The following is a 13,994-nucleotide window of genomic DNA, read 5'->3' as shown; positions in this document are numbered from 1 at the left end:
GCTACACTTTGCGGCCGTTCCCAAGGAGGCGACCCGATGGACACGGCGAAAGAAGGGCGCATCTGGCAGGCGGCGGGCGCGGCAGCAGTGGTGGGAGGCGCGGCCTTCCTGGTCCGCGTGGTTCTGCTCTACGGCATGGCCTATGCCGATCCTTCCGCTCTTTCTCTGGGCTTGGCGGCCTCGTTCATCATACTCGCGGGAGTGGCCGCGTTCATCGGGGGCCGCATTTTGGCCGCGATGGCGGGCGGCATCGGCTCGCGCGAACTTTCTCTGTGGGGCGTGCTCGCCCTGGCCGGCTTAATCAGCGGCACGGCGACCGTGCTCTTTTCCTACCGGGAATCGCTGCGCGGCACCATTCCTACGCTGGACGATCTGGCCCTGGGGCTGGCCGGCTCCTTTGCCGTCATGGTGGGAGTGATGGTCATGCTGGGACAGCGCATCATGAAACACGCCACGCGCCGCTAGCGGCGTTTGCGCGGCCCTTCGACTTCGCTCAGGGGAGGCTAAGGGCTGTGCGCCGCGCGCCGAAATCCTGAGTGACGCGAAAAATCTTCTACTCGACGGTTACGGACTTGGCCAGATTGCGCGGCTGGTCGACATCGCATCCGCGCCGCACGGCGATGTGATACGCCAGCAACTGCAGCGGCACGACTTCCAGGATGGGTGAAAGCAGTTCCGGCGCCGGCGGCACGTAGAAGACGTGATCCACGGCTTCACGGATTTCCTCGTCGCCTTCGGTGGCGATGGCGATCACGGTGCCCGAGCGCGCCTTCACTTCCTTCACGTTGGACATGGTCTTTTCGTAGCGCAGCACGGAGTCGGGATCGTTGCGGTCGCAGGTGGCGATGATCACCACCGGCAGGTTCTCGTCGATGAGCGCGTTCGGGCCGTGCTTCATCTCGCCCGCCGGATAACCCTCGGCGTGGATATAGGAGATCTCCTTGAGTTTGAGCGCTCCTTCCAGCGCGATCGGGTAGTGTACGCCGCGGCCCAGGAACAGGAAGTCCTGCGCGCGCATGTACTCCTTGGCCAGGTCTTCGATCTCTTCGTCGCGCGCCAGGATGGCTTCCAGCTTACCCGGCATGCGCGTGAGCTCGGTCAACAGCGCCCGCGCCTGCTCGGTCGAGATCGTGCCGCGGGTCTCGGCCAGGTAGACGGCGAACAGGAACATGGCGGCCAGTTGCGCGGTGAAGGCCTTGCTGGAGGCCACGCCGATCTCCGGCCCCGCGTGGGTGTAGATGGTGCCGGCCGCCTCCCGGGTCACCATGGAGCCCACCACGTTGCAGATGGCCAGCGTCTTTGAGCCCTTGGCTTTGGCTTCGCGTTGCGCTGCGATGGTGTCCGCGGTCTCGCCCGACTGCGTGATGAGGATGGTGACCGTGTCCGGGCCGGTCAGCGGGTCGCGGTAGCGGTACTCGCTGGCATAGTCCACTTCCACCGGGACGCGCGCCAGGCGCTCAACCATGAACTTGCCCGCCAGCGCGGCGTGCCAGCTTGTCCCGCAGGCCGCGATATGCACCTTCTTGACGGCTCGGAACTCGGCCGGGGTGATTTCCATCTCTTCTAGGAACACCTTGCCGGTATCGAGCGAAACGCGCCCCAGGGTGGTATCGCGCACGGCCCGTGGCTGCTCATAGATCTCCTTGAGCATGAAGTGCTTGAAGCCGCCCTTCTCGGCCATGATGGGGTCCCAGGTGATGTGCTGCACCTGGCGCACAATGGGCCGCCCGGAGAAGTCGCTCAACTGCACGCCCGCCGGCGTGATCACCGCCAGGTCACCGTCGGCGAGGAAGAACACGTCGCGCGTGTGGTAGAGGATGGCGGGCACGTCCGAGGCCACAAAGTACTCGTCCTTGCCCAGCCCGATCACGGCCGGCGGCCCGTTGCGCGCGGCCACGATCTTGTTGGGCTCGTCGGCGGTGATCACGGCCAGCGCGAACACGCCCTGCAGTTCGTTCACCGCCCTGCGCACCGCTTCCTCGAATGCCGGCCGGTGGCCGTTGTGCGGCTTCAGATGTTTCTCCACCAGGTGGGCGATGACCTCGGTATCGGTCTCGGTGACGAACTTGTGCTGCTCTTCGATGAGCTTCTTCTTGAGCGAGAGGTAGTTCTCGATGATGCCGTTGTGCACCACGACGATGCGACCCGAGCAATCGCGGTGCGGATGGGCGTTCTCTTCGGTGGGGCGGCCATGCGTGGCCCAGCGCGTGTGCCCGATGCCGTAGCTGCCGTCCAGCGGCTTCAGCCGGATGGCTTCTTCCAGGTTCCGCAGCTTGCCTTCGGCGCGCCGCACCTCGAGCCCCGGTCCGTTGCCGGCCACGGCGATGCCCGCCGAGTCATATCCGCGATACTCCAGGCGCTTCAGCCCCTCGAGGATGACGGGCACGACGCGCTTTTTGCCGACGTATCCGACGATGCCGCACATAAGTCAGTTCCCAGTTGCCGGTTGCCTGTTGCCCGTTGGTCGCTGGAAAGCGCCAGCGTCGCGGGGAAGTCCAAGAGCCTTGGATGCAAGGGCCGCTCGAGCGACCCAGTTTATCCGCGTTCCTCCGCGTGAATCCGCGGCCAGAGTCTTAGTCTTCAATCCTGTAACTGAACTCCTCGATCACTGGGTTGGTCAGCACCTCGCGCGCCATGCGCTCCACCTCGGCCTGCGCCGCGTCTTTCGTCAGTCCGCCGTCGAGGGCAATCTCAAAGAACTTCCCCTGGCGGACGTCGCCCACTCCCTTGTATCCCATCTTCTTCAGCGCGCCATGGATGGTCTTGCCCTGGGGGTCGAGCACCGTCTTCTTCAGCGAAACGTACACGTAGGCCTTCATGAGTCTGTCCGATTATAAGCCCGAAACCGTGGCGTCCATCGCGGAGAGAATCACTCGCTGGATCGAGGTATGAAGGAAGCGAATCCGCGTCCATCCGCGGCGAAATCGCTACAGCCGGAACAGTTCCCGCAGGCGCTTGGTTTGAGCGCGGCTCACCGGGATCTCCGACTGTTTCTTGTCGTCCATACGGAGCTGGTAGCTGCTCTTGAACCAGGGCACCACTTCCCGGATGCGGTTGATGTTCACCACGTAGGAGCGGTGCGCGCGCCAGAACATGTTGGCGTCGAGCGAAGAGAGCAGTTCTTCCAGGGTGCGACAGTTCGACTGGCCTTCGGCGGCCGAGGTCACCACCGTGATCACGCCATCTTCGATGGAGGCGTAGCAGATGTCCTTCTGATCCACCAGGAACAGGCGGCCTGCAGCTTTGATCAGGATGCGGTTAGGCTGCGGCTTCTGGCCTTCGAGCATTTTCACCAGGGCGTCCAGACGTTCAGCCGGGGCGCCCGCCGACTCGCGCAAACGCCTGGCCTTCTGTACGGACTGCGTCACCCGCTTCTTGTCGAAGGGCTTCAGCAGGTAGTCGACCGCATTCACTTCGAAAGCCTTGACGGCATACTGGTCGTAGGCGGTGGCAAAGACGATCTGCGGCAACGGCAACCGCCGGTCCAGCAGCTTCTTGATCACGCCGAAGCCGTCCAGGCCGGGCATTTGCACATCCAGGAAGACCAGGTCGGGCGTGTGCTCCTTGATCAGGTTCACCGCCTCCAGGCCGTTCTTGCCCTGGGCCACGACTTCGACGTCACCCACCGACTTCAGCAGGTAGGCCAGCTCGTCGCGCGCGAGCTGTTCGTCGTCCACGATGAGTGCGGAAAGCGGCATGGGCTATCGGATGCTTTGAGAAAAACGTCTCAACGAGTATAAGAACGCCGGTTTGGCAGCGTCAAACGCGGCGCCGAGGGAGTTTACCGCTTGAAGCCGTTCGGTTTCAGACCACGTTCTCCAGCGCCAGCGCCATGCCCATGCCGCCGGAGACGCAGAGCGTCGCCATGCCTCGCTTCGCTTTACGGCGCAGCATCTCGTGCAACAGCGTCACCGTGATGCGCGCGCCCGTGCACCCGATGGGATGTCCCAGCGCGATGGCCCCGCCGTTCACGTTCAGTTTCTCCGGGTCGAAGTGCAGTTCGCGGTCGCAGGCCAGTACCTGCGCCGCAAAGGCTTCGTTCAGCTCGAGGAGGTCGAACGCGGCGTAATCCAGCCCGAACTTTTCCTTCATCTTGCGCAGCGCCGGCACCGGCCCGATGCCCATGAGGCGCGGATCGACGCCGGCACTGGTTGCCGCCATCACCCGTGCCAGAGGCTTGAGGTTGTGCCGCTTCACGAACGATTCGCCCGCTACCACCAATGCGGCGGCTCCATCGGTAATTCCGGACGAGTTCCCCGCGGTGATGGTGCCGGTCTTCGAGAACACCGGCGGCAGTTTGGCCATCTTCTCCAGCGTCGCGCCCAGGAAGGGATGCTCGTCGCGCGCAAAGGTCTGCGGGCCTTTCTTGCCTTCGAGCTCGACGCCAACGATCTCCGAAGCGAACCGCCCCGCCTCGATGGCCGCCTGCGCGCGCTGCTGCGACCGCAGCGCGTACTGGTCCTGTTCTTCGCGCGGAATCTTGTACTGCTCGGCCAGCACTTCGGCGGTTTCGCCCATCACCATCCTGGCCATGGGGCAGAAAAAACCGTCGCGGTACATGCCGTCCACCAGTTCCTGATGTCCCAGCCGGTAGCCCCAGCGCGCGCCATCCAGATAGTAGGGAAGGCGTGACATGGATTCCGTGCCCCCCGTGAGCACGCATTCCAGGTTTCCGGCCCTGATTTCTTCGAACGCCAGCGCCACCGACTTCATGCCGGAGGCGCAGGCCTGGTTCACGGTGAAGGCGGGAACTTCCTGCGGCAGGCCGGCCCGGATGGAGATTTGCCGCGCCACGTTCGGACCGCCGCCCGCCTGGCGGGCGTTGCCGAAGATGGTCTCGTCCACCTGATCGGCTTGGACTCCAGCGCGCTCCAGTGCCGCCCGGGCTGCGACTGCGCCCATGTCAGCCGCGGACTTGGTTGCCAGCGACCCGCCGAACTTTCCGATCGCCGTGCGCACCGCCGAGAGGAGATAGACGGATTCCACATCGCCCTCTGAAACTTCCAGTCTAGCACCGGCCCGGGGTCAGCCCGGCGGAGCGACGACCCCCGGTACAATCCGATTCTCCCCAATGGCGAACGATTTCTCAGCTTCCTGGTGGCAGCGGACGAACTTCGTCGACCGCCTCTACTTTGCCTGGTACAGCGGACTGGGGCTGATTATTTTGCTGCTGCGCCACCGCGTTTCGGCCTGGCCCGCGTTTCTGGCGGTCCACGTTGCCTGCGTGCTGGTCATCGCAGGGCTGGTGGCGGGCGCGTCCCGCTCACGCCTGTGGCGGTTCCTGCACCACTGGTACCCGCTGCTGATGTTCATTGTGTGCTTCGAAGAAGTGGCCCGCCTCTCCTTCCTGTTCGTGGATTCCTGGCAGGACCGATATCTGCTTGATCTGGAGGCCTGGCTTTTTCCCGTTCCTCCCACTGTCTGGCTGGGGCAGTTCGCCACGCCCTGGCTGACGGAGGTCCTGGAGGTGGGATATTTCTCCTACTTCCTGCTGCTGATGATCGTCGGCGGCGTGCTCTACCATCGCCGCGACATGCCGGCTTTCCGGCGCGCCATGTCCGCCAGCGTCGTGAGCTACATGCTGTGCTACCTGTTCTTCCTCGGCTTCCCCACCGAGGGCCCGGCGCACACGCTCCGTCATCTGCACACCGTACCCCTCGAGGGTGGCCCATTTCATTTCCTGGTCAACCTCATCCAGAAGCACGGAGGCGTGCACGGCAACGCCTTTCCCAGCTCGCACGTGGCCGCCGCCGTAGTCGCGTTGATTTATGCCTGGCGCTACGCTCCGCGCCTGGGCGTGGCGCTTGCGCCGCTGGTGGTGCTGCTTTGCATCGGGGCTGTGTATGACCGCTACCACTATGTTTCCGATATCGTGGGCGGCATCCTGATCGCATTGCTGGCGGAGGCGTCATTGCGATGCTGCTGCGGCGGCAGGGGTGGCGGCGGCTCATCTTGAATTGAGTGATTGGGCGATTTGGTAGTGTGCAAATTGTTTGGCGCGTTGCCGGTGGTGCGCAATTTCCCAATCGCCAAATTTCCCAATTACTCAATCGCCCAGGGCATCCTCTACACTCATCCTGATGGAGATCATCTTCGGCATCCATGCCGTGACTGAGGCCCTGAAGGCCCGCGGCCGCGCATTCGAGTACGTCGCGGTCTCCGGGCGCAACGATGCTCGCGTCGAGAAGCTGATTGCGGAATGCCGTGCGCTGCAGGTCCCGGTGCGCTTCCTGCCGCGCCACCAGCTTGACCGCATGACGCACGGCGGCGCGCACCAGGGCGTGGTGGCGGTGGCGGCGGCGCGGCGCTATGACGCCCCGGAGGCCATCCTGGCCCATCGCCGCGGACATCACGCTTTCGTCCTGGTGCTCGACGGCATCGAAGACCCGCACAACCTGGGTGCCATCCTACGTACGGCTGATGCCGCCGGCGCCGACGGCGTCCTCATTCCCGAGCGCCGTGCCGTGGGGGTTACCGCCACGGTGGCCAAGGTTTCCGCCGGCGCCAGCGAGCACCTGCCCATCGCGCGCGTCACCAACCTGGGCCGTGCGCTCGAGGAATTAAAGGCACGCAATGTGTGGATCGTCGGCCTCGACGAGCGCGCCCCACAGTCCTACGAATCGCTCGACTACAACATGGACTGCGCGCTGGTGCTCGGCGCCGAAGGCAAGGGCATGCACGAGCAGATCCGCCGCCGCTGTGACTTCCTGGTCTCCATTCCCATGCTGGGCAAGGTGCCCTCGCTGAATGTCTCCGTCGCCGCTGCCGTGGTCATGTACGAACTCGTCCGCCAACGCCGGCTCAACCAACCGGAGGTGTCATCCTGAGCGAGGCGCTACTGCTTTTCGCCGAGCGAAGGATCTGGGCGCGCCGATTCGCGCCGGTGCGCGAAAGGCGCCCGTCCTTACTTGCCTTCTGTTTGCTGTGCTCTCTCGCGACTCCATCTTCCGCCCTCGACCGCGCCGCCTTCACCATCACCGCCTGGGACTTGAAGCTCCGCATCACGCCGGCGCAGGAAGCGCTCTCCGCCAACGGAACCGTGACGCTGCGCAACGACAGCCCGTCGTCGCAGCGCGTGGTCGCGCTCCAGGTCTCTTCTTCGCTCGGGTGGACCTCGGTCACGGCGGAAGGAAAGCCGCTGCCGATGGTCGGGCAGCCCTACGTCTCCGACCTCGACCACACCGGGTCGCTTTCGGAGGTCCTGGTCACGCTGCCGCAGGAGGTGGCGCCGGGGAACAGCGTCACGCTGGAGGTCGCCTACGAAGGCACGGTGGTGCTCGATGCCGCACGGCTCACACGCGCGGGCGCGCCTGAAGCGGATGCCAAACGCAACGACTGGGATCGCATCAGCGCTACCTTTACCTGCCTACGGGGCGTCGGCTACGTCGCCTGGTATCCCGTGACCCTCGAGAGCATTTCGCTGAGCGACCCGACGGAGTTCTTCGACTCGCTCGACGCCTGGAAGGCGCGCCACGCCGCGTCCGTCCTGCGCCTGACGGTGACGCTCGACGTTCCTTCCTACTATGCCTGGCAGGTGGTGACCAACGGCCGCGCCGTCGGCGGAAATCCCGCGGCGCGCAGCTTCGACTTCGTGTTCGAGCCCGTGGGCCTTTCGCCGCCCACCCTGGCCGCCGGCGACTTCCGCGCGCTGCTGCAGTCCGTGATTCGTGTCTATCACTTCCCCGGACACGAAACTCTCGCGCAGCAGTATGTGGATGCCGCCCAGGCCTTGCAGCCGCTGGCCTTCGAGTGGTTCGGCCAGCCGCGCCGCCGCTTCGAGATGGTTGAGCTGGCCGAGGTTGCTGCCGAGTCCTCCACCCGCGTGCAGCCGCCCACTCCGCTCGACGTGGTTCCGTGGGAGAGCGGCTCAGTGCTGTTCACGCCGCTCAAGCCGCTCTCCCGCGAGTCCCTCGAAGTCACCCTGATGCACCCGCTGGCGCACGCCGCCCTGGATTCTCCCCGGCCGTGGATCCGCGAAGGGGCTGCGCACTTCGCCCAGGCGCTGGCCCGCGAGCAGCAAGCACGACGCTCCGCGGCGCTCGAATACCTGGAACGGCAGCTCCCCCTGCTGGTGGAAATGGAGAACGCCCTGGCCCGGCTTCCGCCTGAAGCTCCTCGTCCCTCGCTCATCACCACCAGCGACGAGATCTTCTACCGCGCCAAAGCCGCGTACGTGTTCTGGATGCTGCGGGAGATGCTCGGCGACGCCCCTCTGCAGCGCGCTCTGCATGCCTATCGCGCCGAGGACGACCGCACGCCGGCTTACTTCCAGCAGTTGCTCGAAAAAGAAAGCGGACGGAGTCTGGAGTGGTTCTTCGACGACTGGGTCTATCGCGACCGCGGCCTCCCCGACTTCCGCGTGGTCTCGACTTACCCGCGTCCCATCGTCGGCGGCGGATACTCCGTGACGGTCACGGTGGAGAACCTGGGCGGCGCGGCGGCGGAAGTCTCGGTCACACTGCGCGCCGAGGGCGGCGAGGCCACCCAGCGCCTGCGCGTCCCCGCGCGGGACAAGGCCAGCATCCGCATCACCGTGCCCACCAAGCCGCGCGACGTGCTGGTGAACGACTCCAGCGTCCCCGAATCCGACCGCACCAACAACCTGGCTGCCATTGCGCTACCATAGCCGCTTTCCCAGAACTGAGAACTGAGGACCGAGAACTCGCCCATGCCCTACATCCAGTTCCTCGGCGCAGCCGGCACGGTCACCGGTTCCAAGCACCTTATCAACACCGCCGACCGCGGCGGCAAGCGCGGCTTCCAGGTGCTGATCGACTGCGGCCTGTTTCAAGGACACAAGCAGTGGCGCGAGCGCAATTGGCAGGACACGCCCATCCCCGCGCGCCTCATCGACGCCGTCATTCTCACCCACGCCCACATGGATCACGCCGGATGGGTGCCGCGCCTTATCCAGGAAGGTTTTCGCGGACCTATCTTCGCCACGCCGCCCACCGTGGACTTGTGCGGCGTGCTGCTGCCGGACTCCGGCCATCTGCAGGAGGAGGAGGCCGAATACGCGAACAAGAAGAAGACCTCGAAGCACTCGCCTGCTCTGCCGCTCTACACCGAGCAGCAGGCGCTGGACAGCCTGGCGTATCTCAAGCAGGTGGACTTCGGCGAAGAGCGCCGGCTCTCACCCGATGTCAGTTTCCGCTACCTGCACGCCGCGCACATCCTGGGCTCGGCCATGGTGGAGGTAAAGCTGGAAACGCCCGGCGGCCGGCGCACGCTGCTGTTCAGCGGCGACGTCGGCCGCGTACGCGACACGCACATCGCACCCGGCAAGGTCATCTCTACCGGCCCCGACGACATCGAGCGCGCCGACGTGCTGGTCATCGAATCCACCTACGGCAACCGCCGCCATCCCACCACCGACCCGCGCCCGGAGCTGGCGCGCCTCGTCCAGGATGTCGCCCGGCGCGGCGGCAGCGTGGTGGTTCCCGCATTCGCCGTCGAGCGCACGCAGAAATTCCTTTTCCTGCTCAAGGACATGATGGAGTCGGGCGAAATCCCGCGCCTGCCCGTCTTCGCCGACAGCCCTATGGCCATCCAGGCCATGAAAATCTTCGTCGAGCATCAGCAGGAATTCACCGAGCCGACGCGGCGGCTCATCGACCGCTACGGCTCGCCGCTCGTCTGGGAGGGCTTCACGTTCGCTTCTACGCCCGAAGAATCCAAGCGCATCAACAAGCTGCGGTATCCGGTGATCGTCGTCTCCTCCAGCGGCATGGTCACGGGCGGCCGCGTGCTTCATCACCTGGCGCTGCGGCTACCCGACCCGCGGAACCTGGTGCTGTTCGTCGGCTTCCAGGCGCCGGGCACGCGCGGCGCCACCATCAAGAGCGGCGCGGCGACGGTGCGCATCTTCGGGGAAGAAGTCCCTATCCGCGCCCAGGTGGCGGCGCTCGAGCAGTTCAGCGACCACGCCGACACGCCGGAGATGCTCGAGTGGCTCTCCAGCCTGAAGCGCCCGCCCGGCGTCACCTACCTGGTGCACGGCGAGCCCGACGCTTCCGCCGCCATGCGGGACGCCATCACGACCGCGCTCAAGTGGCGCGTCGAAATCGCCGAGTGGATGCAGAAGGTGGAAGTGAGTTAGTGCACGGTTCTCACTCAATTGCGAACACAGCCCGAACAGTTGCCTTCCTGCTCACCTTCTCGGGGAAAAGTCTGAGCGCAACCTTTGAAGCGAAAGCGTAGGCCCTATCCCTCCGAAGCCAGAACTGTTGGACGAATCGATCCTCCTCAGTGTTGCTTGCGTACACCAGTTCACCTAGTTTCGCTCCGAGCTCTCGAGCCATCTTCTCCGCGAGCCCTCTAGCCTTGGCGAGTGCCTTGCCATTTGCTTCGGCCTCCAGGCCAGCGGGATCCGTCACGCCCCACTCGATTTCATCGATTTCGTTAGCTCCCGCCTGAACGGCTCCCTCGAGCACGGCCTGTGCCTCCGGCGCAAGCACTTTCACAGTCCACCCTTGGCGTGCTTGGTAACGGACTGCCGTACGCGCGCCTGCGGGACGCTCGTCTTCTGGAACGAGTGCAAGCTTGATAGAGCTGGTTTCGATATCTGCCACAGGCACAGCGGCACTCTGAAGGGCACCCAGAACTCTGGCAGAAATCCTTACGTTCTCGTTGTACGCCTCATCGCTCGTCGCTGCATAGTTGAGAACCGCAAACTTCAGACGTGCTGCCTCGGCGTCAACCGTTAACGTTTCATCTACCGTTACTGCAATCGTCTTGTTGGTCCGATTCACCTCGATGTTCTGTCCCCAAAGCTGCCCACTAAGCAAACACGTAACCAGGATCCCCAGAGCCCGTCGCGTGCACATAGCTTTCTCCTTTCGAGTCTAGGTGTTTGTGAACCTCACCAACTCCTCGAGCTTCCGCCTCGCTCTTCCCGAATCGACCGCCTCCGCCGCCAGTGGCAGTCCCTCACGAATCGTAGCAGCGCGCTCCGCGACCATCAGCGTCGCCGCCGCGTTCAGCAGCACCACGTCTCGCCGCGGCGATTTCTCTCCGCTTAGAACCTCGCGGATGATGCGCGCGTTGTCCGCCGCATCCCCACCGCTGATCTCGGCAAGCGAAGCCCGCTGCAGCCCGAACTCCTCCGGCGTGACTTCGTACCTCTGCACCTGGCCGCGCGCAACTTCGGCCACCTGCGTCGGCCCGGTGATGGTGATTTCGTCCAGGCCGTCGCTCCCGTGTACCACCAGCCCGCGGCGCAAACCGAGCATGGCCAGCGCCTCAGCCAGTTTTTCCACCAGCGCATCGGAATAGACGCCGACCACCTGCACTTCGGCGCCCGCCGGGTTGGTCAGCGGCCCCAGCAGGTTGAAGACGGTACGCATGCGTAGTTCGCGCCGCACCGGCTGTACGTGCTTCATGGCCGTGTGTAATGCGGGTGCATAGAGGAACGCGATGCCCACCTCCTCCAGGCAGGCTGCCAGACGCTCCGGCGGCAGCTCCAGCTTCACGCCCAGCGCTTCCATCACGTCCGCCGAGCCGCATCGCGAACTGATGCTGCGGTTGCCGTGCTTGGCCACCCGCACCCCGGCGCCCGCCGCCACCAGTGCCGCGGCGGTGGAGATGTTGAACGTGCCGGTGGCATCGCCGCCCGTGCCGCATGTATCCACCAGCGGCATGCGGTCAGGGAGCCTGGAGGCCAGCGCCCCCGCGATGGTATCGCCCCAATCGGCGCCGATAGGCTCGGCGATCCGCCGGCGGGCTCGCGTCGCCACCTCCAGCGGCGTGGCCGCCGCGCGCATGGCCTCGGCGAAGCCCACGAGTTCCTCGACTGTCTCGCCCTTCTCGTTCAGCCCTACCAGCAGCGCCCTGATCTGATCGTGCGTGGCCGTGCCCGCCAGCACTTCCGCCATCAGCGCGCGCGCTTCGCCTCTCGAGACAGACTCGCGCCGGCCGATCCGCTCCAGGGCCTCGACGATCATGGGCGGCCACGTTAACGCAACCGCTGCCACGCCTTCAAATTTCGTGTACCCTCTTGTCGATTCCTTCCGCCATGGCGGCTTCCGGCAGCCCCTCGAAAACCCGCGCTCGCTTTGTTCGCGACGCCTGGCTCGCGGCCGCCGCGGTTGCCGCGCTGATCCTGACGCTCGCCTACGCCGGAGCATTCGACCGCCTGGAAGCCATCACCTACGACCTGCGTGTTCGTTCCGCCGCCGATCCCGCGCGCGCCGATCCCTCCATCGTCATCATCGACGTGGATAACGCCAGCTTCGACGCCCTCACCGAGCAGCTCGGCCGCTGGCCCTGGACCCGCCGCGTCTGGACCACCACCCTTCGCTACGTCTCCAAGGGCAAGCCTCGCGTCGTCGCCTTCGACATCATCTTCGCCGGGGCGACCGAGAATCAGCCCGAGATTGACGCGCAACTCGCCGCAGCCATCGAAGCCGCGGCCAACGTCGTGACGTCATTCAACTTCAGCCGGGCTTCCGTGGATCGCTCGGACCAGGAAGCCGAAGCCCGCAAGCTCAAAGTGCTGGAGCGCGAAGCGCGTCCAGCAGGCGAAGGCTACTTGCTGGATCGCGCCCAATACACCGCCAACGTGCCGCTGGAAGAGATCGGCGCTGCTGCCGCAGGTCTGGGCTGCATCAACTCCGTGCCGGACGCCGACGCCACCCTCCGACGTACGCCGCCCGCCTTTCGCTTCGGCGAGCGCACGTATCCTTCTTTTGCTCTCCGCACGGCGGAGCTGGCCGCTGGCGGCGCGACCCTGCCCCAAGTTCCGCTGGACGGGCAGGGCAACTTGCTGCTCCTCTGGCATGGGCCCGCCGCCGATCCCGACGGCAAAGGCCCGGCGCGCGCCGCCTATCGGCGCATTCCCATCTGGCAGATCGTCTGCTCCATCTACCCGGACCAGTGTCCTCCGGAGGTAGAGAGGTTTTCGTCCGACTTCTTCAACAACAAGATTGTGATCGTCGGGGCCAGCGCCGCCGGTTCCTATGACGTGCGTCCGACGCCCTTCGCCGAGCAGGACCCCGGATTCTTCGTGCACGCTACGGCCATCGATAACCTGCTGCGCGGCGACGGAATCCGTTTGTCCCCGCGATGGTTGCTGCCCCTCGCTGTGGCCCTGCTGGTCGCCGTTGGCACCATGCTCTCCATCCGCATTGCGTCGGGTCTTTGGGGTGCGGCAGCGGCGGTCGGCGTCCTCGCCCTGTGGACCCTGGCCGCCTGGCTGGCTTTCAGCCGCGGGCACCTGTGGCTTCCGCTCATCGCGCCCGTCGCGGCTCTCGCGCTTTCCTACATTTCCGCCTCGACCATCCGCTACGCCACCGTGGGGCGCGAACTGCGCCGCACTCGCGGCACGCTCGACCGCTACATCTCCCCCCAGCTCGTCGACTACGTGCTCGAGAACCTCGAGACGGTGCAACTCGGCGGCCAGAAGCGCGAGCTCACCATCCTGTTCTCCGACGTGCGCAACTTCACCACGCTGACCGAAAAGTCCGATCCCACCGAGCTCATCACCCTGCTGAACGAATACCTGGAGGCCATGACCGAGATCATCTTCAAGCACGACGGCGTGGTGGATAAGTTCATCGGCGACGGCATCATGGCCTACTGGGGCGCGTTCACGCCCGGCAAGAACCATGCGCTGCTGGCGTCCCGCGCGTCTCTCGAGATGCTGGAGCGCTTGGAAGAACTCAACCGCAACTGGGCTGCCCAGGGGCGCAACTCCATCGCCATCGGCATCGGCCTGAACACGGGCGAGGTGGTTTTTGGTAACGTTGGCAGCGGCCGCAAGGTAGAATTCACCGTCATCGGCGACCCGGTGAACCTGGCCGCGCGCCTCGAAGGACAGAACAAGGATTTCGGGACTTCGATTATCATCTCCGAGTTCACGCGCGAGCGCCTGGGCGACCTGGCGCGCGTGCGGCCCCTGGGCGGCGTGAAGGTCAAGGGCAAGACCGTCGAGACGCAGATTTACGAGCTGCAGGGTCTCGCCCCGGAGGCCGCCGCCGCCGACTAGGAAGGTGGGC

At 65.2% G+C, this 13,994-nt stretch carries 12 protein-coding genes; 6 read left to right on the top strand and 6 right to left on the bottom strand.

What is annotated here, in order from left to right; genetic code table 11:
* Positions 1–36: 36 nt before the first annotated feature.
* Positions 37–465: a hypothetical protein gene (locus tag VNK82_03795; GenBank protein ID HXE90068.1), complete on the top strand. Its 429-nt coding sequence runs from the start codon at positions 37–39 to the stop codon at positions 463–465.
* An 88-nt stretch (positions 466–553) separates the two neighbouring features.
* Here VNK82_03795 and glmS read toward each other — a convergent pair whose 3' ends face one another.
* The 4 genes from glmS to VNK82_03775 form a co-directional block, all read right to left on the bottom strand.
* Entirely contained in the window at positions 554–2,425 is a 1,872-nt protein-coding gene (gene glmS / locus VNK82_03790; GenBank protein HXE90067.1) for a glutamine--fructose-6-phosphate transaminase (isomerizing), read from the bottom strand.
* Between the two features lie 148 nt (positions 2,426–2,573).
* On the bottom strand, positions 2,574–2,819 hold the full coding sequence (gene purS / locus VNK82_03785; protein ID HXE90066.1) for a phosphoribosylformylglycinamidine synthase subunit PurS: 246 nt from the start codon (positions 2,817–2,819) through the stop codon (positions 2,574–2,576).
* Between the two features lie 108 nt (positions 2,820–2,927).
* Positions 2,928–3,698 carry a LytTR family DNA-binding domain-containing protein gene (locus VNK82_03780; GenBank protein HXE90065.1) on the bottom strand — a complete coding sequence of 257 codons (771 nt, stop codon included), beginning with the start codon at positions 3,696–3,698 and terminating at the stop codon, positions 2,928–2,930.
* 106 nt (positions 3,699–3,804) lie between these two features.
* A complete protein-coding gene (locus tag VNK82_03775) occupies positions 3,805–4,986 on the bottom strand; it encodes an acetyl-CoA C-acetyltransferase (protein HXE90064.1) in 1,182 nt (393 codons plus the stop codon).
* 85 nt (positions 4,987–5,071) lie between these two features.
* Between VNK82_03775 and VNK82_03770 the strand changes: the two genes are divergently transcribed.
* From VNK82_03770 to VNK82_03755, 4 genes are all read left to right on the top strand, one after another.
* Entirely contained in the window at positions 5,072–5,956 is an 885-nt protein-coding gene (locus VNK82_03770) for a phosphatase PAP2 family protein (protein ID HXE90063.1), read from the top strand.
* A gap of 124 nt (positions 5,957–6,080) precedes the next feature.
* A complete protein-coding gene (rlmB, locus tag VNK82_03765) occupies positions 6,081–6,827 on the top strand; it encodes a 23S rRNA (guanosine(2251)-2'-O)-methyltransferase RlmB (GenBank protein HXE90062.1) in 747 nt (248 codons plus the stop codon).
* A gap of 92 nt (positions 6,828–6,919) precedes the next feature.
* On the top strand, positions 6,920–8,626 hold the full coding sequence (locus VNK82_03760; protein ID HXE90061.1) for a hypothetical protein: 1,707 nt from the start codon (positions 6,920–6,922) through the stop codon (positions 8,624–8,626).
* Between the two features lie 42 nt (positions 8,627–8,668).
* Complete coding sequence (locus VNK82_03755; protein HXE90060.1) at positions 8,669–10,099, top strand: MBL fold metallo-hydrolase; 1,431 nt, start codon at positions 8,669–8,671, stop codon at positions 10,097–10,099.
* A 10-nt stretch (positions 10,100–10,109) separates the two neighbouring features.
* Here VNK82_03755 and VNK82_03750 read toward each other — a convergent pair whose 3' ends face one another.
* Both VNK82_03750 and trpD read right to left on the bottom strand, forming a co-directional pair.
* Complete coding sequence (locus VNK82_03750; protein ID HXE90059.1) at positions 10,110–10,751, bottom strand: SIMPL domain-containing protein; 642 nt, start codon at positions 10,749–10,751, stop codon at positions 10,110–10,112.
* A gap of 93 nt (positions 10,752–10,844) precedes the next feature.
* Positions 10,845–11,942: an anthranilate phosphoribosyltransferase gene (gene trpD / locus VNK82_03745; GenBank protein HXE90058.1), complete on the bottom strand. Its 1,098-nt coding sequence runs from the start codon at positions 11,940–11,942 to the stop codon at positions 10,845–10,847.
* Between the two features lie 53 nt (positions 11,943–11,995).
* On the opposite strand from trpD, the gene VNK82_03740 reads away from it, so the two are divergent.
* A complete protein-coding gene (locus tag VNK82_03740) occupies positions 11,996–13,984 on the top strand; it encodes an adenylate/guanylate cyclase domain-containing protein (GenBank protein ID HXE90057.1) in 1,989 nt (662 codons plus the stop codon).
* The last annotated feature ends 10 nt before the right edge of the window (positions 13,985–13,994 follow it).

The sequence above is a fragment of the Terriglobales bacterium genome (genome assembly GCA_035573675.1).
GTDB lineage: Bacteria > Acidobacteriota > Terriglobia > Terriglobales > Acidobacteriaceae > DATMAB01.
Note: the sequence above shows the minus strand (reverse complement) of the source record. Positions and strands in the feature narration are given on the sequence as shown.